We start from the raw sequence: 20334 nt of genomic DNA, 5'->3' as shown, positions 1-20334 counted from the left end.
CGATGACCGCTGATTCCTCCCCCGACGTGCGCCTGGACCGCGCCCTGGCCTGCCTGCGCGGACTGTCCGTCGGGGACGCCCTGGGCAGCCAGTACTTCGTGCCGGTGAACTACCCGCTGCTGAAGCGCCGCGAGGTGCCGTCCGGTACGTGGCAGTGGACGGACGACACGGAGATGGCCGGCTCGGTCGTCGCCGTCCTGGCCGCCCACCACCGCATCGACCAGGACGCCCTGGCCCTCTCCTTCGCGGAGCACCACGACTTCGACCGAGGGTACGGCCCCGCCGTCAATCGCCTCTTGCGTCTCGTCCGGGAGGGCGGTGACTGGCGGGAACTCGCCGCCGCGCTCTTCAACGGGCAGGGGTCCTGGGGCAATGGCGCCGCGATGCGGATCGCCCCGCTGGGCGCCTGGTACGCCGGCGACCCTGAGCAGGCGACACATCAGGCGGAGATCTCGGCCTACACCACCCATCAGCACCGCGAGGCGGTCGTCGGGGCCATGGCCGTCGCCGCGGCGGCAGCGTTCACCGCTGCCCCCGACGGACCGCCCGGCGCCGAAGCACTCCTCGACGGGGTCATCGGTCTGGTGCCGAAGAGCGCCGTTGGTGCGGGACTCCGCCGGGCCCGGGACATGCTCGACTACGACGACCCGGGCACAGTCGCGGCGGTGCTGGGGTGCGGGCGGCGTACGACGGCCCACGACACCGTGCCCTTCGCTCTCTGGTCGGCCGCGAGAAGCCTCGGCGACTACGAGCGGGCGTTCTGGACGACTGCCCAGGTGGGCGGCGACGTCGACACCACGTGCGCCATCGTCGGCGGCGTGGTCGCCTCGGGTAAGGCGGGGGCTCCGCCCGCCGACTGGATCGAGCGGACGGAGCCGCTTCCGGACTGGGTGCCCCTGTCGGCCTGAGGTGAGGACGCTCACCCGCCGGAAACTCTCCGTGTACATCGGGAACTCTCCGTAACCGTCCGCCCGTTGTTCCGACATGCGGCGTGGGCCGTCGAGGCGCACGTCGGCAGGACATCCGGGTGAGCGCGAGGGAGGGGGCGTCATGAAGTTTCTATTCGCGGCCCTGATCCGTTGGTGGGGCGCTGTCGTACCTCGTGCGGGAGGCGTGCGGTTGGCGGCGCTGCTGGCCTCGCCCGTTCCCTGGATGCGGACCGGGCATCGGCAGCCGATCGTGAACCGGCTCGACGGCCGTCGGCGAGCATGTGTCGTGCCCGCCGGCGGGCCGCCGGGGCCGGTTCGCGATGCCCCGGAATCAGCCGAGACCCGGTCCGGCAGAGCCGGAAAGTGCCTCCAGGTCGCTCTTGCGGACCCGGATCACCAGCCAGGCCGTGATCAGGGCGAGGACGGCCATCGCGGCCGCGGGGACGAAGGCCGTCGAGATGCCCTGCGCCAGCACCTCGTGCCCCCACGGCGCGGGCAGCTGCTGCGTCCTGGCGAACTCCGCCTTCTGTTCCGCGGATCCGTCGGCCATGAACTTCGGAAGCTGCTTCTCCGCCTCGTCCTTGGTCGCCGTGCCGAAGACCGTCGTCAAGATGGAAAGGCCCAGCGATCCGCCCACCTGCTGCGTCGTGTTGAGCAGCCCGGACGCCGCACCCGCCTCGTGCGGGGCGACGCCGGAGACCGCAGTGAGTGTCAGCGTCACGAAGTTCAGCCCCATGCCGAAGCCGAACACCAGCATCGGGCCAAGGACCCCGCCGGCGTAGGAGCTGTCGGAGCTGATGAGCGCCTGCCAGGCCAGTCCGGTCATCGCGAGTGCCGAGCCCACCAGCATGAAGGGCTTGGGGCCCAGGACCGGGAGGAACCGCTGCGACAGGCCCGCGCCGAGTGCGATCACGACCGTCACGGGCAGGAAGGCGAGGCCCGCCTCGATCGGGCTGTACCCGAGCACGTTCTGCACGAACAGAACGATGTAGAAGAACATGCCGAACATCGCCGCTGCCAGGCTCAGCATGATCACATACGTGCCGGAGCGGTTGCGGTCAGCGAACATCCGCAGCGGGGTGATCGGCTCCTTGGCCCGGGACTCGATGATCGCGAAGGCGAGCAGCAACACAACGGCGGCGGCGAAGGACCCGATGGTGAGGCTGTCCCGCCAACCCTCGTCCGCGGCGCGAATGAATCCGTAGACGAGCAACGCCATGCCCGCGGTCGAGGTAACCGCGCCCGCGATGTCGAAGCGGCCGGTGTGCCGCTCGGACTCGCTGATGTACAGCGGAGTGAGCACGGCTATCAGCACGCCGATCGGCACGTTCACGAAGAGCACCCAGCGCCAGTCGAGCCACTCCGTGAGCATGCCGCCTGCGAGCAGACCGATGGCACCACCACCGGCGGAGACCGCGGCGAAGACACCGAAGGCCCGGTTGCGCTCCGGACCCTCGGGGAACGTGGTGGTGATGAGGGCCAGCGAGGTGGGCGAGGCGATCGCGCCGCCCACCCCCTGCAGGACCCGGGCAGCCAGCAACTGCCAGGGCTCTTGGGCCAGCCCGCCGAGCAGCGAGGCGAAGGTGAACAGCAGGATGCCGGTCATGAAGACCCGGCGCCGTCCGAGGATGTCGCCGGCGCGGCCGCCGAGGAGCAGCAGGCCGCCGAAGGTGAGTGTGTAGGAGCTGACGACCCAGGTGAGGTCGGTGGTGCTGAACTCGAGCGCGGCTTGAATGTGCGGGAGCGCGATGTTCACAATCGTCGCATCGAGTACCACCATGAGCTGGCAGGCCGCGATGACGGTGAGCGCGATGCCGGGGCGTCCCTCCCGGCGTGCCGCGCCTGGCTTGTGTTTCTGGAGCAATGGAGAGGTGGTCACAATGGGTCCCCCACGAGAGCTTTAGTGAACGCTGGCGTTCACTGCCGCGTCAACGGTAGTGAGTCCCCGACAGTGAACGCAAGCGTTCACTTATGACAGCGTCGTTCGGCGCGTCCCCCTTGTGTGGCCGTGCGGCGCGTCCTCCGTCCCCGAAATGCCCGCTTCCTCTGCTCGTTGGAGAGAGTCAGATGGTTACCCCCAGCTGGGCGGATGCTCCCGCCCGGACGGCCGCTCGCCGCCGAGGCGCGGTGCTCGAACGTGCCATTCTCGAAGCCGCCCTGGACCAGCTCAGCACCGTCGGCTGGAACGGCCTGACGATGGAGGGCGTCGCCGCCGGCGCCCAGACCGGCAAGGCCGCGGTCTACCGGCGCTGGCCGTCCAAGGAGGATCTTGTCGCCGACGCCTTGCGTGCCGGGCTGCCGCAGTTCGACGCGGTTCCGGACGAAGGCGGTGTGCGTGATGACCTCTTGGCCCTGTGCCTGCGAGCCCGTGACGCGATGTTCTCCCGTCCGGGTTCCGCGCTTCGCTCGGTGATTCACGAGTGCGACACAGCGCAGGCCGAACGCTTTCATGCCGTGATCTTCGAGGGGGTTGTGGAGCCCACCATGAAGATGTTGCGGGAGGTTGTCGATCGAGGCGTCAGGCGAGGCGAAGTGCGCCCGGAAGCTGCGAACGGTTACGTCTATGACGCCATACCGGCGATGATGATGTATCGCTCCAAGATGTGCGGATGTGAATGGCAGGACGGTGAAGTCGAGGAGATGATCGACCAGTTGATGGTTCCGCTGTTGCGTCCGCATGGCTCCTGACGTCCCGGCGGAGTGGTCTGTCGCTCCTGAGGGACGGCGCCCGGAGGGGGCTCGCGAGGGTGGTGAGCCCGCTGCGGCGGACCGGGGTGTCGCGGACGCCGGAGGGCGGCGTAATCTAGGTGCGCCATGCCGTACGAACCGCCTACTCACACCGTCGAGCGCTCCCTTCGAGCCACGACCGGAGCGAAGATCGTTGCAGGTGTCGACGAGGTGGGGCGCGGCGCGTGGGCCGGTCCCGTCACCGTCTGCGCGGCGATCACCGGACTGCGCCGTCCGCCCGAGGGGCTCACGGACTCCAAGCTGCTCACCATCAAACGACGCACCGCCCTGGCCGAGGAACTGCGGACCTGGGTTACGTCGTACGCGCTGGGTCATGCCTCTCCGGAGGAGATAGACGCGCTGGGTATGACGGCCGCGTTGCGTCTCGCGGCGGGGCGTGCGCTGGACGCGCTGCCGGTCCGTCCCGACGCCGTCATCCTCGACGGCAAGCACGACTACCTCGGTACCCCCTGGCGGGTCCGTACGGTGATCAAGGGTGACCAGTCCTGCGTGGCGGTCGCGGCGGCCTCGGTGATCGCCAAGGTCCAGCGCGACAAAATGATGGCCGAACTGGGTATCGACCATGCAGACTTCGGTTTTGCGGACAACGCCGGGTATCCATCACCCGTGCACAAGGCCGCACTGGCGGAGCGGGGCCCCACCCCCTACCACCGCTTGTCGTGGGCGTATCTTGATGCGTTGCCCCAGTGGCGGCACCTCAAGAAGGTCCGCAGTTGGGTGGACGGAAGCGTTCCGGAGATCGAGGGTCAGCTCGGCTTCGATTTCTGACGGTTTCGTTCACGCTCATGCGCCACCCGCCGAAGCGGGCCGTACTAGCGTTTGATAAATATCAACTCATGCCTCTCATTCCCGAGGAGCCTCAGATTCACGAGAGTGCCCAGGGTCCCCGCGCCACTCCGGCCAGCGGCCGAATCGCGCCGACCCCCCGTCCCGTACCAGGCCCCCGTCCCGCGGCCCCGTCGCGTCCCGGTCGCCCCGGCCCTCTCCGGCCGGCGCCGCCGGTGCAACGCACGCCGCGCGATGTGGCCGCCAAGCCCGCCCCGTCGGGCCCTGCCGCCGATGCCGCCGCTCCGGCCACCCCGCAGATCCAGCTGATCCCGGCTTCCGTCGAGGGGGCGCTCGACGCCGCCGAGGAGGCCGTGGACCTGCTGCTGGACTCCGGTCGTGCCCCCGGTGACATCCTGGTGATCACGACCGGGGAGCAGCACCCGTGGGCCGCCCACGAGCTGTCCTTCGGTGAAACCTCCTACTGGGCCCAGCACGACACGGGCGACGACGTCTTCTACACGGACGCCACCATCGCGGAGCGTGCAGCGTCGCGTTCGGTGGTCGTGGTCGCTGTCAACGGTGGTCCCGAGGCCGCGGCCGTGAGTGCCCTGTCCCAGGCCCACTCCCGAGCCGGTGCCCTGCTGATCGTCTGTGGTGACCCGCAGCGGATCAACTCGGTGCTGGGCGCGGGCGTCTGAGCCGGTGCCGTAGCGCCCGGTAGGGCGCGGGGGCGGGCTTCGGGTCGCCGCTGCAGCGGCGTAGCGCGGTGGGCGGTTCACCCTGCCCTGCGGGTGTGGGACGTGACTCTGTGCCGTCCTCGCCCGGTCCGGGGTAGCGCCGCTGCGGCTGTGGCGGACGACCGTGCGTGTGCCTCGGGCAGGGCAGGGTTCGGAGTGCTCGTTCCTGCTGCTCGTCGTCCCGACCGCGTTGTGCCGGGCGGCAAGGCGCCGTTGGTACCGGGGCCGTGTGGAGCGGTCGGCCCGGACTCAGCGAGCCGCCGCCGCGCGGCGCAGCACCTCGGAGGCGCCACCGGTGCGCGATATGGGCGGCGGTGCCTCCGACGTGGCGAACGGCTCCGGCGCCGAGGTCGAGTCTGGGCGGCGCCCACCGCGACCCTCGCCCAGGACCTGCCAGCCGTCACGGGTCAGAGTGATGTACGCCCCGCAGCGCAGTCCGTGCAGCGTGCACGCGTCGCGCAGCCCCCACATCCACGCGCCGTCCTCCTCCGTCCAACGCGCGTCGCCCTCACGGCAGTAGAGCAGCACCGCGGTGCGTACCGGTGTCCGGCGACGCAGATCGTGCGGGATGACCCGACGCAGTTGCGCAAGCAGCGCGTTGCGGAACATCCAGCCGTCGGCCGGGGACGAACGGCGCACGAACGAGGCGCTCGCCCGCAGCCGCTCGTCCGGGTCGAGTACGGCGACGACAGCGGTCGCCGGCTGCGGGTGGTGCCGGGCGTGCAGTCCGCTGACGATCTCGCGGGGGTTGCGCAGGAGTGGGATCCCGGCGGCGGCCCATTCCGCGGGTTCGAGCATGCGGTTGGCGGAAGCGACGGACGTCGACGCCGCTGCCGCGGCCGGAGCGAATCCGAAGGTCACGGTCCTCCCTTCGGCTACGCGCCCACACTGCGGGCGGGGTCGGATTCTGGGAGCGCGCACCGCGGCAAAGCCCTAACCGGAGCGGCGGGCGAGCCGTGCGGGAGCGGACCTCAATTCTTCCTGTCGAACTTGAATGCGGCAACGAGCAATTGAGGCAGCCGACCGTTATCAGATGATGCGCGGCTAATATCCCCGCGATGCGTGTCTCCGGACCACCCATGGGGCGTTCGAGCACGAGACGTTCGTACGTCATGGGGGTGGGCGGCGTCCAGAGGTGTGCGTCGGGACAACCACCTCGAACTCGGGAATGCCGTCAGCCCTGCACGGCCAGCACCAGCGGCAACACCCCCTGCGCGCCCGAGCGGCGGAGCATACGGGCGGCGACGGCGAGGGTCCAGCCGGTCTCCGTGTAGTCGTCCACCAGGAGGACCGGGCCCTGGGCCCCTGCGAGAGCGGTCGCGAGGGCGGGCGGCACGGCCAGCGCTCCGTCGAGCGCCTTCAGCCTCTGGGCGCTGTTGCTCCTGGAACTCGGGTAGGCGTCGCCGGTGTACTCGACGGTGCCCAGCAGCGGCAGCCGCCCGATCTCCGCGATGTGCGCCGCCAGGGAGCTGATCAGCTGCGGTCGCGTACGCGAGGCGACGGTGACGACGCCGGCCGGGCGCGATCGCCCCTCCGGTGCGCCCGGGGCCCAGCCACCGGGGCCTTTGGCCCAGTCGGCCAGTACGTCCACCACCGCCCTTGCCACATCCTCGGGCACGGGCTGGTCGGGGGCCTGGGGCGCGAGCATGGGCCGCAGCCGGTTGCCCCACCCGATGTCCGAGAGGCGTCCCAGCGCGCGTCCTGGCCCGGCCTGCTCGCCGGCGGGGATGCGTCCCTTGAGGTCCACTCCGATCGCCGGCAGCCCGGTGGGCCACATCCGCCGGGGTTCCACTTCGACACCTGCCCGGCCCAGATCCACGCGCGCGGCGTCGAGAGCCTCCTCGGAGGTGTCGGCGGTGAAGCGAGAGCCGGCGCAGTTGTCGCAGCGCCCGCACGGCTTGGCCGCCTCGTCGTCCAGCTGGCGCTGCAGGAACTCCATGCGGCACTCCGCTGTCGACGTGTACGCGCGCATGGCCTGCTGCTCGGCCTCGCGTTGACGTGCCACCCAGGCGTACCGCTCGGTGTCGTAGGCCCACGGTTGCCCGGTCGCGATCCAGCCGCCCTTGACCCGCTTGACCGCACCGTCCACGTCGAGAACCTTGAGCATGGTCTCGAGGCGGGAGCGGCGCAGCTCGACCAAGGGCTCCAGGGCCGGCAACGACAGGGGCTTCTCCGCGTTCGCCAGGAGGTCGAGCGTACGGCGCACCAGGTCTTCCGGGGGGAAGGCGAGCGACGCGAAGTACTTCCAGATCGCCTCGTCCTCCTTGCCCGGGAGCAGGAGCACCTCGGCATGCTCCACGCCGCGTCCCGCGCGGCCCACCTGCTGGTAGTAGGCAATGGGGGAGGAGGGGGAGCCCAGATGCACCACGAAGCCCAGGTCGGGTTTGTCGAAGCCCATACCGAGCGCCGACGTGGCGACGAGCGCCTTCACCTTGTTGGCGAGGAGATCCTCCTCGGCCTGCTGACGGTCGGCGTTCTCCGTCTTGCCCGTGTACGACGAGACCGTGTGGCCGCGCTGCCGGAGGAAGGCGGTGACCTCTTCGGCGGCCGCCACGGTGAGGGTGTAGATGATTCCGGACCCGGGCAGCTCGTCGAGGTGCTCGGCGAGCCAGGCCATCCGGTGGGCGGAGTCCGGCAGGCGCAGCACGCTCAGGCTCAGGCTGTCCCGGTCCAGCGGGCCCCTCAGGACGAGGGCGTCCGAGCTGCCGCCGGTGCCGAGCTGTTCAGCCACGTCGGCGGTCACGCGCGCGTTGGCCGTGGCGGTGGTCGCGAGCACCGGCACACCGGGCGGAAGATCGGCGAGCATGGTGCGGAGCCTGCGGTAGTCCGGACGGAAGTCGTGACCCCAGTCGGAGACGCAGTGGGCCTCGTCCACCACCAGGAGCCCGGTGGCGGCCGCGAGCCGGGGAAGCACCTGGTCACGGAAGTCGGGGTTGTTGAGCCGTTCGGGACTCACCAGCAGGACGTCCACCTCGCCCGCGGAGATCTCCTCCTGAACGGCATCCCACTCCTCGGTGTTGGAGGAGTTGATCGTCCGGGCATGGATGCCGGCCCGAGCCGCCGCCTCGACCTGGTTTCGCATGAGGGCGAGCAGGGGGGACACGATCACGGTGGGGCCGCTGCCCCGCGCCCGCAGCAGCGAAGTGGCCACGAAGTACACCGCGGACTTGCCCCAGCCCGTGCGCTGGACGACAAGGGCACGGCGTCTGTCGGCGACCAGCGCCTCGATCGCCAGCCACTGGTCCTCGCGCAGCCGGGCCTCTCCCGAGACGTCCCCGACGAGACGGGTGAGGACGGCGTCGGCGGCCGCCCGGAGTTCCGTGTTGCTCGTGTGCTCCATGCGTTCCATACAACAGGACGTCACTGACATCCGGAGCCGCGCACCGAGACCTGTGGACACAACCGCACAGGATGACGCGTCCCTGATCAGACTTATCCACAGGCTCAAGCGGAGGTTTGGGTTCCGCGAGATCGTCTTCGCATGACGAACCACAGCGAAACGACCGGATCCCCTGAGAACGGTGACATCACCGGCCCCGGGACACAGAGCGGGCACAGGAACAGCAAGCAGGAGAACAAGGGGAACGAACCGTCCGCGCCGAACACCGCCGGGCCGCCCTACGCCGGTCACGGAGGCGAGCACCAGGTCACCCTGCGCACGCCGGCCGAGCTGGCCGACGCCCTGCCGTACCTGCTCGGCTACCGCCCCGAGGACAGCATCGTCCTGGTCGCGCTCCACGACAGCAACGGCCGGGGGCGGTTCGGAGGCCGGGCCCGGCTCGGTATCCCAGCGAGCCCGGACGACTGGCCGTCGGCTGCGAGGCAGCTGTCCCACGGCCTCGTGACGGGCAGCGAGCGCCGAAGGGGCCGGCCCGAGTCCATGGTCGCCTTCCTGTGTCAGGAACCGGGAAAGGGAGAGACGGGCCGGCAGGTGATGGAGCGGCTGCGGCCCCTGGCCCAGAGGCTGCGCGTCGAGTGCGGTTCCCTGGACGTGGTGGTCGTCGAGGCACTGTGCATCTCGGAGGGCCGCTACTGGTCGTACTGCTGTGACAACGAGGCATGTTGCTCCTCCGAGGGAGCCCCCATGGGCCTCCCCGGCACCTCGGTGCTCGCCGCGGCCGCCACCTACGCCGGCATCCAGGTGCGCGGCACGCTGCGGGAGCTCCGGGCCCGGTTGCTGCCCTGGGAGAACGCCGCGGCCCTCGAGCAGGAGGCAGCCCTGGACACCGCCAGCATGGCGTTGGTGCCGAAAATTCTGGACGACGCGGGCCGCGCCACCGTGGCCGACGAGACGCTGGAGCTGGCCGGAAGGATCCTGGACCGTTTCGCCGAGGCACAGCCGGTTTCCGGCATGCTCCTGGCGGATCTTCGCGACGACGAACTGCTCGGCCACGACGAGGCCGCCCGGCTGATCCTCGGCCTCCAGGACCGAGCCACGCGCGACCGCGCGGCCGCGTGGATGGAAGGCGACGAAGCCGCACGCGCCCTTCGCCTCTGGCGCACCCTGGCCCGCCGCTGTGTCGGGCCCTACAGTGAACACGCCGCCGCGCCGCTCACCCTCGCCGGCTGGGTCGCCTGGTCCGCCGGCGACGAACTCGAGGCCCGCGAAGCCCTTGCCATGGCCTTGGGCGCCGACCCCGACTACCTCTTCGCCCGTCTCCTGCACCAGGCCTGCAACGAAGGCCTCGACCCGGAGTCGATCCGCAGGTGCCTTCGGGCGGAGCGGGAAGGCCGTGGGCGTGCGGCCGCCGACCTGGAACCGCATGCGGAAAGTTCCGAGTCCGCCGGACGCGACACCAAGGCGGCGCCAGAGATCCAGCCCCACGGAACAACGTCATCAGCAGCCGCGCCCCGGCTCGGACCACCCGGCAACTCCTCACCGACAACGGTGCGGCCCGAGTCCGAGCAGCACGAAAAGCCCGCTCAACCGGCAGCGCCGTCCCGCCGTCGCCGCCGCACTCGCACGTCCGGCGCCACCGGCTCAGCATGCGGCGGTACCCGCGCGGACGACCGTGACGGCGCAGTGCGCACTCCTGGCCGGCGCACACCGGCGGGCACCACGCGCCCGGCTGGCCCCGCACGTTCCGCGGCCGCCACACGTCCCGCGGCCACGCGTTCCGTGGGCGCTACCGAAACCGGTGCTCGCCCCGGCCGTGTGACGGCGCCCGGTACCGCGCGGCCCGGCGACGCGCGAACAGGCAACTCGCCTTCGCATGCGCCGAAGAAGACAGCCACGCCCGATCGGAACAGGGGCGAGGAAGGCGTGCAGACAGATCAGGGCTTGAGCGGTGAGGAATGAGCTTGCGGCGGGCGGGCGGGCTCCGGGCGGAGGGCGGCCCGGGGCGTGACCCGGAGGACGCTCACAGCGTTCACCTGAGTGGCGGAACGGCCGGACGGACCGTGAGGCCGCACTGTCCCTGCTCCGTCGGAGCCCCCCGGCACCCGCGCCGCACCCGGTCTCGGCGCACCGAGCGCAGAGGAAGCCGTCTCATGCACCAGCCGACTCGGCCCGCCGCCGACGACCGCCGCCCCCAGGGTGGCCCCCCACAGCCCCCAGGGTCGGGCCTCGGCCCGCCCTGGGCCCGGGTACCGCGAGTCGAAAACCAGTCTGTCCCTCCCCAACCGTCCGCACACGGCGACGGATACGGGCCGAGTTTCCCCGGCGGCATGTCCTACCCCTCTGCGCCGCCCAGCGCCGACTCGCGTCCACCCTCGTCGTCGGGTCCGGGCCGTCCGTCCCCACGGTGGGCGGGCCAGAGCCGTCGCCCTGGCGCGGGTACGGGACGTGGCCCAGCCTCCTCACCCTTCGCTCAAGGGCGGACGCCATCAACCGTGGGGCACTCATCGGCACCCCCGCCCCGGGGTGCCACCGTCCCGGGACTGCGCTGGTCCGCCGACCTGCCCCCCGCCCACACCGCGATGATCTGTGTCGCCCTTCCCGGACTGGCCATCTCGACCGAGGAAGGGCAGCTGACGGGGCGGGGACTGGAGGGTTTCTACCGTGCCGGCCGCCGCGTGCTCTCCCGGTGCGAGATCCGTGTCGCCGGGCGAGAACCGCTCGCGGTACAGGCCCGCATGGCCTCGGCCGACCGCGCCCGGTTCGTGGGCACACTCCGCACGTCACCGCAGACAGGTCCGGACCCTGACGTGATCGTGGAACGCAACCGCTTCGCCGACGGCACTGAGCGGGTCACCCTGCACAGCGCGGCTCCGCGCACCCTGCGGCTGCCGGTCGAGATCACTCTGGGCACTGACCTGGCCGACCTCGGCGCGATCGCCTCCGGCAGTGCGGGCCCCGAACTTGCCGCAAGTGTCCACGGCTCAGGCCTGCGCTGGTCCTGCGCCACCGGCAACGCCTCCCTGACAGCCGAACCGCCTCCCTCGGACGCCCTGGCCTCGGTCGGGCTGCTGCGGTGGGAGCTCGACCTGCCACCGGGCGGCAGCAGAACCGTCGAACTACGGGTGCGGCCGGACGGCGCGGGGCCCCTCCGAGCCATGGGACGAGCGGCGACGAGCCCGCTGGCCGCCGCATGTGCGGAGGGCGACGACCCGAGGGTCCCCACCCTCCTGCGGACAAGCATCGAGGACCTCCAGGCCCTCCTCCTGCGCGACTCCGCGTACCCCGCCGACACCCACCTCGCGGCCGGGGCCCCCTGGCGCTGCGGATTGGCTCCCGCCGACGCGCTGGCCGCCGCCCGGATGGTGCTGCCGCTGGGCACCGGCCTGGCCGCGGGAACGCTGCGGATCCTCGCGCGGACCCAACTCACCGGCCCCGGGCCGCAGCACGGAATGATCCCCGGCCCCAGACGGGACGCCGGGCCGCACCTCCCGCCCCAGTGCACCGGCACAGAGGCCACGCTCCTCTTCCCCGCCCTGCTGGCGGAGGCCCGCCGCTGGGGACTCCCCGACCAGGAAACGGAAGCACTGCTGCCCGCCGCCGAGCGCTGCCTGACCTGGCTGCGGGACACCGTGGGAGACGGCACCTACCTGCGCGACCCGAACCCTGGAGGGCCCGTCCGCTGCGAGACACAGGCCCACGCCCACCGTGCCGCGCTGCTCGGAGCCGACCTCCTCGACGCCTGTGGCCGGACGGGGGCGGAGGCGCTCCGGCAGTGGGCGCAGACCCTGCGGGCCGCCTTCCGGAAGCACTTCTGGGTCGAGGACCGGGGAGGCGGCCGGCCGGCGGCGGCACGTGCGCCGGACGGCAGTCCGGTGCCGCACCTGGGCGCCGCTGCCGTGCACCTCCTCGACACGGGCCTGCTGGGCGGAGGCGAGCTGGCGCCCGGCCTGCTGGACAAGGTCCGGACCGAGCACCTCGCCCGGCTGCTCGGCAGCCCCGTGATGGACTCGGGCTGGGGCCTGCGCGGACTCGGTTCGAAGGAAGCGGGATTCAATCCGTTCGGCCACCGTGCAGGAGCCGTACGGACCCAGGAAACGGCGCTCGCAGCCGCGGGACTCGCCGCCGCCGGCTATGAGAAGGAGGCCGGCTCACTGGTGCGGGGCGTGCTCGCGGCAGCCGAGACCTTCGCCTACCGGCTGCCCGAGATGTACGCGGGGGAGCAGCGCACGGAAGGAAGCGCCCCGCTCCCACATCCGGCAGCCTGCCGTCCGGCGGCCACAGCGGCGGCCGCCGGAGTCATGCTGCTGACCACCCTCGCCGGCATCCGGCCGGACGCTCCGGCAGGCATGGTCACCCTGCGCCCCGTGCGCAGCGCACCCCTCGGGGAGATCGGTTTCACGGGACTGCGCGTGGCGGGCGCCCGGTTCTCCGTGCGGGTAGGCCGGCTGGGACTGGCCATGGTCGAGGAGGCGGCCGACGGACTGCAACTGGGGGTGTGACGTGCACCGACGTGCCATTACGTGGCAGGTGCGGGCAACTGAGTCCATCAGCGGACCGAAGTGGATCACTAGGCGGACGGACCGGCGAAGGAGGTGTTTATCGTCAGGCAGACGACTATGATCGCCGCATGCCCTACGACCCGTCAGCGTTTCCGCCCTTCGCCGTCACCGTGGACCTGGTCGTGCTGACCGTGCGCCGCCACGCCCTGTGCGCGCTGGCGGTGCGCAGGGGTGAACCGCCGTTCCAGGGGCGCTGGGCGCTTCCCGGCGGCTTTGTACGGGCCGACGAGGATCTGGCGCGGGCCGCGGCGCGCGAGCTGGCCGAGGAGACGGGACTGCGCGTCCACGACCCGGCCGCCCCGGCTCAGGACAACGGCGCGCACCTGGAGCAGCTCGCCACCTACGGAGACCCGAAGCGAGACCCCAGAATGCGGGTCGTCAGTGTCGCCCACCTCGCCCTCGCTCCCGATCTGCCACCACCCAGGGCGGGCGGAGACGCCAGCAACGCGCGCTGGGCCCCGGTCGAGGAACTGTTGCAGCAGGGCGGCTATGGACGTGAGGCGGAGCCGGTCGCGCCGCTCGCCTTCGACCACGCGCAAATCCTGGCGGACGGAGTGGAACGCGCTCGCTCCAAGATCGAGTACTCATCACTGGCCACTGCGTTCTGCCCACCCGAATTCACCGTGGGGGAACTGCGTCGTGTCTACGAGGCGGTGTGGGGGGTTGCGCTCGACCCGCGCAACTTCCACCGCAAGGTCACGGGTACACCCGGCTTCCTGGTTCCCAGCGGTGGGACGACGACTCGCCAGGGAGGACGCCCGGCCCAGCTCTTCCGCGCCGGTGGCGCGACGCTGCTCAACCCCCCGATGCTGCGTCCCGAGGTGTGAGTGGTCGGCCGGGTTCGGGCGGCGCACCGGCAGGAACCGAAACCGGCCGCAGCGGCAGGACTCGAAACCGGCCGCAGCCCGGTCGCGGGTGTCGGTCCTTCCCGAGGTGGGCCTCGATAGGGACCTCAGGTGCCCGAAAAAACGGACATAGCGCGCTATCTTGCTGTGAGTGATCCAGGCCTTCGGACTGACCAGCAACCCTCGCAAAGAGCTTCCGCCCGCAGCCGACGACGTCTCGTTCGAGGCGCGGGCGGGCCGCGTCACCGCGCTGCTCGGAGCACCGGGCGCCGGCAAGACGACGGTTCTCAGACTGATGCTCGAACTCCAACAGGGTCGCGGCATCACCCACTTCCGCGGCCGTCCGCTGCACCGCATCACTCATCCCTCGCGCGAGGTCGGCGTGTTGCTGGGAGACGTGCCCGGGCATCCCGCCCGGACGGTCCGAGGCCATCTGCGCATGCTGTGCGCGGCCGCGGGGGTTTCGGTCCGGCGTGCCGACGTAGTGCTCGAGGCGGTCGGGCTCGTGAGCCTGCGCGAGGAGCGCCTCGGTACACTCTCCCGCGGTATGGACCGGCGCCTCGGTCTGGCCTGCGTCCTCCTGGCCGACCCGCACTCCCTTGTCCTCGACGACCCGGCCGGCGGACTCTCCACCCGTGAGAGCGCCTGGTTGCACGGCATGTTGCGCGCCCATGCCGCTCGGGGCGGCACGGTCCTGTTCACCACGGCCGACCCCAAGGGAGCGGCGCGCACCGCCGATCGCGTCGTCACTCTGGATCACGGCAGGCTCGTGGCCGACCAGGAGGCCGCGGAGTTCGCGCGTACCCGCCTGCGTCCCCGTGTCGCGGTGCGGAGTCCGCACGCGGCCCGTCTGGCAGTTCTCCTGACCAAGCAAGCCCGCACATCGCAGCGCTCCGTCGAAGTTGTCCGAGAGAGCGGCAACCGTCTTTCGGTGTACGGCGGTACCTGCGCGGACATCGGCGAGATCGCGTTCCGTCACGGCATCGTCGTTCACCAACTCGCCGACGAGATCGGAGACATGGGGCCCGGTGCGGGTCCAGCTCACACAAACGGGCAGCGCGACTCCGTCCTGGTCGAGCCGCTGCGTGTCACGGACACGCACGGGGCGGCTCTCACGCCCGATTCCGGCGAGTCGTCATCGTCTGCCGGTCCGACGAGACCCTTCGCACCGGACACCCAGGCTCCCACCGCCGAGCCGCACCAGGTGCTCGAGCCGGGATCCCTCTCCATCGCAAGGGAGCCGGGCACAGGTGAGCCGTCCTTGTCCTTCGGGCAATCGCAGCTGCCCGACGTGGAGCCGCACGAACTCTCGGAGCTCTCCCCGGCCGGAGGAACGGACGACGGTTCCCTGACGGCGACTCCGCCGTCCCGGCCGCGGACGGCGCACCCGACCGCAGTCCTGACCGCTCGTACGCTCGACGCGCCGCCTCCTCTGCCGCCCCCCATCTCCGTCCGTCCCGCCCCCAGCCCGCTCCGCCCGCTCCGTTACGAGATCCGCCGTGCCACCGGGATCGGCACGGGGTTCCTGACCGCGGCCACCGTACTTGCCGTGTCCGCCGTGACCGCCGTAGTGCTCGCACGCATCGGGCACACCCCACAGCCGCGGCTGCTGGCCGCCTGGCCGCAGGAACTGCCCCTGCCCCCCGCGGCGCTCGGGGCGGGGCTGCTCGGCGCGCTGGCCTTCGGCGACGAGTTCCGCCACCCCGCCCTCGCCGCGGACCGCGGCACCGTGCCCCGCCGGCTGGGGCTCCTGGCCGCCAAACTGCTCGTCTCCACGGCCGCCGCGCTGGTGCTGGCCGTCCTCACCGTCGGATGCGACGCCGAAGTGCTCTATCTCGTCTACGGACGGGAGCTCGCACAGGTTCCCGCCGACTGGGTCCCGTTGATGACGAGTTGGATCGGGCTCGTGGTCGGCTGCGCCTGGGCCGGCGTGCTTGCCGCAGGTGTCTTCCGGTCGACCACGGCCGGCCTCGCCGCGGTGACCGCCGTCCCCCTCCTCGTGGTACCCGTCGTGCACAGGCTCGTGAACGGTCCGTCCATGCGAACCGCGGCCGGACTTCCCGTGCGGCTGCGAGAGACGCTCCTGCCGCGGTGGCCCTTCGGAGGAGAGCGCTACCTGGAAGCCGCGCTCAAGGTCATGTCCCAACCCGTGGGCGGCGCACTGACGTTGTCGCTGGCCGCGCTGCTCTGTGCGTACCTGCTCACGACGCTGCGCAGCAGATTCCGGTGACGACTGTCCGTAACCCTTAGTCCGGCTATGCGCACAACTCCCTGCAGAACGCCCATTTCTTTCCGATAAGGCGTCAATTGCGACGGGGTGAGCGATCACCCTTTCGTGTGCTTTTCACCAAAGACCTCAAGGGAGTTGGAGAGGGCGCCGACAAATGATGCGTGAGTACCCTTGCGCACACCATGATGACCGCCGCCCGCTCCGCTGACTCCGGCCTCGCGAGCCCGGGCGAACTCGACCGCTACCCGTACGCCGAGGCGCCCGCCGTCGACCGCGTCGGGATCCCTGCCTGGGACGGCGGAGACCCTGAGCTGGGCCGTGTGGGCCGTCGTGCCGCGGGCAGCCGCGGACGCGGGCTGCACGGCCAACTCGTTCAACAGCTGGGTCAGATGATCGTCTCCGGCGACCTGGGCGCCGACCGGCCGCTGGTGCCCGAGGAGATCGGCCAGCGATTCGAGGTCTCCCGCACCGTCGTCCGCGAGTCGCTCCGCGTCCTGGAGGCCAAGGGTCTGGTGAGCGCCCGTCCGAACGTCGGCACGCGCGTGCGTCCCGTCAGTGACTGGAACCTCCTCGATCCGGACATCATCGAATGGCGGGCCTTCGGGCCCCAGCGCGACGACCAGCGCCGTGAGCTGAGCGAGCTGCGATGGACGATCGAGCCGCTCGCCGCCCGCCTCGCGGCGGGGCACGGTCGCGAGGACGTCCAGCAGCGCCTCACGGACATGGTCGAGATCATGGGGCACGCGATGGCCCAGGGGGATGCGCTCACGTTCTCCCGCGCCGACTCGGAGTTCCACTCGCTGCTCATCCAGGTCGCCGGCAACCGCATGCTGGAGCACCTGTCCGGCATCGTCTCCGCCGCCCTGCAGGTCTCGGGCGGTCCGGTCACGGGCTGTGACCGGCCGAACGAGGCCTCCCTCGCGCACCACGGCCGCATCTGCGACGCCCTTGCCGCCGGTGACGGAGCGGCGGCCGAGACGGCCATGCGTCAACTCCTCACGGTCCACCCCGAGGTGGAACGGGTGGTGCCCGCCCCGCGCGAGCACTGACCGCGTTCCGCGGGCGGCGCGGCCGGGTGTGCCACCCCCCTCCTGTGGCAGTGCCTGATCGGTGATCCGCCTCCCGTCGGACCCCGTGGGATCCTTGGATCCTGCGGGGTCCGACGGCGCGAAGGGGTCGATATCCCATGGCGCGGTCGGGTGGATACCGTGCGTGACCCGTTCTGCCCGTGTTCGACCGTTTCTGTTCGCTTACGGGGTGTGACTCGGGCCACGCAGATTCGGCGTAACGCTCGCGGGGAGAACACGATGACCTAAGAGGTGACAGCCGCGGAGGGAATACGGACGCCGTTCACGGCGCTGTGCATCTTCCCGGCCCCCGCCCGCGCCGTCGGCCCATCCCCAAGCCGGCGGTCGGCTCCTGTCCACACCGGACGGGGCCGGAAGCCGTTTTCCAACGTTCCGAGAGGTTGTTCGTGTCGGCCAGCACATCCCGTACGCTCCCGCCGGAGATCGCCGAGTCCGTCTCTGTCATGGCGCTCATTGAGCGGGGAAAGGCTGAGGGGCAGATCGCCGGCGATGACGTGCGTCGGGCCTTCGAAGCTGACCAGATTCCGGCCACTCAGTGGAAGAACGTACTGCGCAGCCTCAACCAGATCCTCGAGGAAGAGGGTGTGACGCTGATGGTCAGTGCCGCAGAGCCAAAGCGCACCCGAAAGAGCGTCGCAGCGAAGAGTCCCGCCAAGCGCACCGCCACCAAGACGGTCGCGGCCAAGGCGGTGACCACCCGGAAGGCCACCGCCACGCCGGCGGCGCCCGCCGCCGAACCCGCCGCCGAGGAGGAGGCACCCGCCAAGAAGGCGGCTGCCAAGAAGACGACCGCCAAGAAGGCGGCCGCGAAGAAGACCGTCGCCAAGAAGACCGCGGCCAAGAAGACCAGCGCCAAGAAGGACGACGCCGAGATCCTCGAGGAGGAAGTGCTCGAGGAGGCGGCCCCCGGCAAGGCCGGCGAGGAGCCCGAGGCCACCCCCGAGAACGCGGGCTTCGTGCTCTCCGACGAGGACGAGGACGACGCGCCCGCCCAGCAGGTCGCCGCCGCCGGTGCCACCGCCGACCCGGTCAAGGACTACCTCAAGCAGATCGGTAAGGTCCCCCTCCTCAACGCCGAGCAGGAGGTCGAGCTCGCCAAGCGCATCGAGGCGGGTCTGTTCGCCGAGGACAAGCTGGCGAACGCCGACAAGCTCGCCCCCAAGCTCAAGCGCGAGCTGGAGATCATCGCCGAGGACGGCCGCCGCGCCAAGAACCACCTCCTGGAGGCCAACCTCCGTCTGGTGGTCTCCCTGGCCAAGCGCTACACCGGCCGCGGCATGCTCTTCCTGGACCTCATCCAGGAGGGCAACCTCGGTCTGATCCGCGCGGTCGAGAAGTTCGACTACACCAAGGGCTACAAGTTCTCCACGTACGCCACCTGGTGGATCCGTCAGGCGATCACCCGCGCCATGGCCGACCAGGCCCGCACCATCCGTATCCCGGTGCACATGGTCGAGGTCATCAACAAGCTCGCGCGTGTGCAGCGTCAGATGCTCCAGGACCTGGGCCGCGAGCCCACCCCGGAGGAGCTGGCCAAGGAACTCGACATGACCCCCGAGAAGGTCATCGAGGTCCAGAAGTACGGCCGCGAGCCGATCTCGCTGCACACCCCGCTCGGCGAGGACGGCGACAGCGAGTTCGGTGACCTCATCGAGGACTCCGAGGCGGTCGTCCCGGCCGACGCGGTCAGCTTCACGCTCCTGCAGGAGCAGCTGCACTCCGTCCTGGACACCCTGTCGGAGCGCGAGGCGGGCGTCGTCTCGATGCGCTTCGGCCTCACCGACGGTCAGCCGAAGACCCTCGACGAGATCGGCAAGGTCTACGGCGTCACGCGTGAGCGGATCCGCCAGATCGAGTCCAAGACCATGTCGAAGCTGCGCCACCCGTCCCGTTCCCAGGTGCTGCGCGACTACCTCGACTGAGCGAGGTCTACGACGCGCAAGGCCCGGTTCCCCGAGGGGGGACCGGGCCTTTGCCGTGCCGTCTCGCCGCGGGTGCGGGGTGACGCGGAGTGCATGACTCTGGGTGTCTCATCGACACCACGGAGTGAGGAGCGAAATGCGTCGTCGTCTGGCACGAGCGCTGTTCCTGCCGCTGGCCCTTGCAGCCGCGGTACCCGCCCTGTCCATGGGCTCCAGTGGCCCTGTGGCCGCCGACAGCGTGGTCATAGGTGGATTCCCCGTCGAGATATCCCAGAGCCCGTGGACGGTCGCCCTGTCCAGTCGTGACCGGTTCGGGGGTACGCGAGCGGGTCAGTTCTGTGGGGGCGTGGCGGTCGGTCGCACGACCGTCCTCACCGCGGCCCACTGCCTGGACGAGAACGTTCTGGGGGTGCCGCCGGAGCGTGTGCGAGACCTCAAGGTCATAGCCGGACGCACAGACCTGCTGGCGGGCCGCGGCGGTCAGGAGATCGCCGTGCGCCGCACATGGGTGAACCCGGCCTACGACGGGGACAGCAACGAGGGGGATTTCGCCGTGCTCACTCTCGCCGAGCCCCTCCAAGGCAACTCGACCATCCCCATGGCAGCTGCCGGTGACCCTGCGTACACGGCAGGCGGGACCGCGACGGTCTACGGATGGGGTGACACCTCGGGTGTCGGCGATTATCCGGACAGCCTGCGGGCCGCACGTGTGCGCGTGCTCCCCGATGCGCTGTGCGAGGAGGCCTATCCGGGCGGTTCCCAAGGCACCTACGACGCCAGGAGCATGCTGTGCGCCGGGGAGACCGAGGGAGGCAAGGATGCCTGCCAGGGCGACAGCGGAGGGCCGCTGGTGGCCCAGGGGCGGTTGATCGGACTCGTGTCCTGGGGGATCGGATGTGGTCGGGCCGGCAATCCCGGCGTGTACATGCGTGTGTCCGACATCATGCGGACGCTCGGCTGGACGCGGTCGACTTCGGCAGGTGCCTGAAGCGCGGACGCCTGAAGCGCGGACGCCTGAAGCGCCGACGCCTGAAGCGCCCGGCGGAGCCTGTGCCGGTTCGGCGGACGAGGACGGGCGGGGGGCGCGGGGGGGGCCGTGCCGCCCCCCCCGCCCCCCGCCCGGGGCGGGGGGGGCGGGGTGGGTGGGGCGGGGGGAGGGCGCGTGGTT

At 71.0% G+C, this 20334-nt stretch carries 14 protein-coding genes; 11 read left to right on the top strand and 3 right to left on the bottom strand.

Going from position 1 to position 20334, the window contains the following annotated elements; genetic code table 11:
* Positions 1 to 2: 2 nt before the first annotated feature.
* On the top strand, positions 3 to 908 hold the full coding sequence (locus tag ACFCXS_RS34535) for an ADP-ribosylglycohydrolase family protein (protein WP_376647319.1): 906 nt from the start codon (positions 3 to 5) through the stop codon (positions 906 to 908).
* A gap of 352 nt (positions 909 to 1260) precedes the next feature.
* Here ACFCXS_RS34535 and ACFCXS_RS34530 read toward each other — a convergent pair whose 3' ends face one another.
* Positions 1261 to 2808 (bottom strand): MFS transporter, encoded by a 1548-nt coding sequence (locus ACFCXS_RS34530; RefSeq protein ID WP_376647318.1) that lies wholly within the window; start codon positions 2806 to 2808, stop codon positions 1261 to 1263.
* A gap of 188 nt (positions 2809 to 2996) precedes the next feature.
* Between ACFCXS_RS34530 and ACFCXS_RS34525 the strand changes: the two genes are divergently transcribed.
* The 3 genes from ACFCXS_RS34525 (at position 2997) to ACFCXS_RS34515 (ending at position 5143) form a co-directional block, all read left to right on the top strand.
* On the top strand, positions 2997 to 3617 hold the full coding sequence (locus ACFCXS_RS34525; protein ID WP_376647317.1) for a TetR/AcrR family transcriptional regulator: 621 nt from the start codon (positions 2997 to 2999) through the stop codon (positions 3615 to 3617).
* Positions 3618 to 3743: 126 nt separating this feature from the next.
* Positions 3744 to 4445, top strand: coding sequence for a ribonuclease HII (locus tag ACFCXS_RS34520; RefSeq protein WP_376647316.1), 702 nt, complete (start codon positions 3744 to 3746; stop codon positions 4443 to 4445).
* Positions 4446 to 4513: 68 nt separating this feature from the next.
* The gene (locus ACFCXS_RS34515; protein ID WP_376647315.1) at positions 4514 to 5143 is read left to right on the top strand and encodes a hypothetical protein; all 630 of its coding nucleotides are present in this window, start codon (positions 4514 to 4516) and stop codon (positions 5141 to 5143) included.
* A 288-nt stretch (positions 5144 to 5431) separates the two neighbouring features.
* Here the strand turns inward: ACFCXS_RS34515 and ACFCXS_RS34510 are convergent, their stop codons facing one another.
* Together ACFCXS_RS34510 and ACFCXS_RS34505 are read right to left on the bottom strand one after the other, a co-directional pair.
* Complete coding sequence (locus ACFCXS_RS34510) at positions 5432 to 6043, bottom strand: hypothetical protein (protein WP_376647314.1); 612 nt, start codon at positions 6041 to 6043, stop codon at positions 5432 to 5434.
* A gap of 313 nt (positions 6044 to 6356) precedes the next feature.
* Positions 6357 to 8522 (bottom strand): RecQ family ATP-dependent DNA helicase, encoded by a 2166-nt coding sequence (locus ACFCXS_RS34505; protein ID WP_376647313.1) that lies wholly within the window; start codon positions 8520 to 8522, stop codon positions 6357 to 6359.
* Between the two features lie 141 nt (positions 8523 to 8663).
* Between ACFCXS_RS34505 and ACFCXS_RS34500 the strand changes: the two genes are divergently transcribed.
* The 7 genes from ACFCXS_RS34500 (at position 8664) to ACFCXS_RS34470 (ending at position 20154) form a co-directional block, all read left to right on the top strand.
* On the top strand, positions 8664 to 10481 hold the full coding sequence (locus tag ACFCXS_RS34500) for a DUF4192 family protein (protein WP_376647312.1): 1818 nt from the start codon (positions 8664 to 8666) through the stop codon (positions 10479 to 10481).
* Between the two features lie 620 nt (positions 10482 to 11101).
* Positions 11102 to 13021 (top strand): glycogen debranching N-terminal domain-containing protein, encoded by a 1920-nt coding sequence (locus tag ACFCXS_RS34495; protein ID WP_376647373.1) that lies wholly within the window; start codon positions 11102 to 11104, stop codon positions 13019 to 13021.
* Positions 13022 to 13149: 128 nt separating this feature from the next.
* A complete protein-coding gene (locus ACFCXS_RS34490; protein ID WP_376647311.1) occupies positions 13150 to 13908 on the top strand; it encodes an NUDIX domain-containing protein in 759 nt (252 codons plus the stop codon).
* Between the two features lie 169 nt (positions 13909 to 14077).
* Complete coding sequence (locus ACFCXS_RS34485; RefSeq protein ID WP_376647310.1) at positions 14078 to 16156, top strand: ATP-binding cassette domain-containing protein; 2079 nt, start codon at positions 14078 to 14080, stop codon at positions 16154 to 16156.
* Between the two features lie 161 nt (positions 16157 to 16317).
* Positions 16318 to 17205 (top strand): FadR/GntR family transcriptional regulator, encoded by an 888-nt coding sequence (locus ACFCXS_RS34480; protein WP_376647309.1) that lies wholly within the window; start codon positions 16318 to 16320, stop codon positions 17203 to 17205.
* Between the two features lie 425 nt (positions 17206 to 17630).
* Entirely contained in the window at positions 17631 to 19166 is a 1536-nt protein-coding gene (locus ACFCXS_RS34475) for an RNA polymerase sigma factor (protein WP_376647308.1), read from the top strand.
* 136 nt (positions 19167 to 19302) lie between these two features.
* A complete protein-coding gene (locus ACFCXS_RS34470; protein ID WP_376647307.1) occupies positions 19303 to 20154 on the top strand; it encodes a serine protease in 852 nt (283 codons plus the stop codon).
* Positions 20155 to 20334 lie beyond the last annotated feature (180 nt).

The sequence above is a fragment of the Streptomyces sp. NPDC056373 genome (genome assembly GCF_042262425.1).
GTDB lineage: Bacteria > Actinomycetota > Actinomycetes > Streptomycetales > Streptomycetaceae > Streptomyces.
This window is presented reverse-complemented; position numbering and strand designations above follow the sequence as displayed.

Excerpts from the sequence above, each read along its gene's own strand:
- ACFCXS_RS34525 (WP_376647317.1), top strand. The coding sequence starts at position 2,997 with ATGGTTACCCCCAGCTGGGCGGATGCTCCCGCCCGGACGGCCGCTCGC.
- ACFCXS_RS34505 (WP_376647313.1), bottom strand. The coding sequence starts at position 8,522 with ATGGAGCACACGAGCAACACGGAACTCCGGGCGGCCGCCGACGCCGTC.
- ACFCXS_RS34495 (WP_376647373.1), top strand. The coding sequence starts at position 11,102 with ATGATCTGTGTCGCCCTTCCCGGACTGGCCATCTCGACCGAGGAAGGG.
- ACFCXS_RS34535 (WP_376647319.1), top strand. The coding sequence starts at position 3 with ATGACCGCTGATTCCTCCCCCGACGTGCGCCTGGACCGCGCCCTGGCC.
- ACFCXS_RS34515 (WP_376647315.1), top strand. The coding sequence starts at position 4,514 with ATGCCTCTCATTCCCGAGGAGCCTCAGATTCACGAGAGTGCCCAGGGT.
- ACFCXS_RS34490 (WP_376647311.1), top strand. The coding sequence starts at position 13,150 with ATGCCCTACGACCCGTCAGCGTTTCCGCCCTTCGCCGTCACCGTGGAC.
- ACFCXS_RS34500 (WP_376647312.1), top strand. The coding sequence starts at position 8,664 with ATGACGAACCACAGCGAAACGACCGGATCCCCTGAGAACGGTGACATC.
- ACFCXS_RS34470 (WP_376647307.1), top strand. The coding sequence starts at position 19,303 with ATGCGTCGTCGTCTGGCACGAGCGCTGTTCCTGCCGCTGGCCCTTGCA.
- ACFCXS_RS34520 (WP_376647316.1), top strand. The coding sequence starts at position 3,744 with ATGCCGTACGAACCGCCTACTCACACCGTCGAGCGCTCCCTTCGAGCC.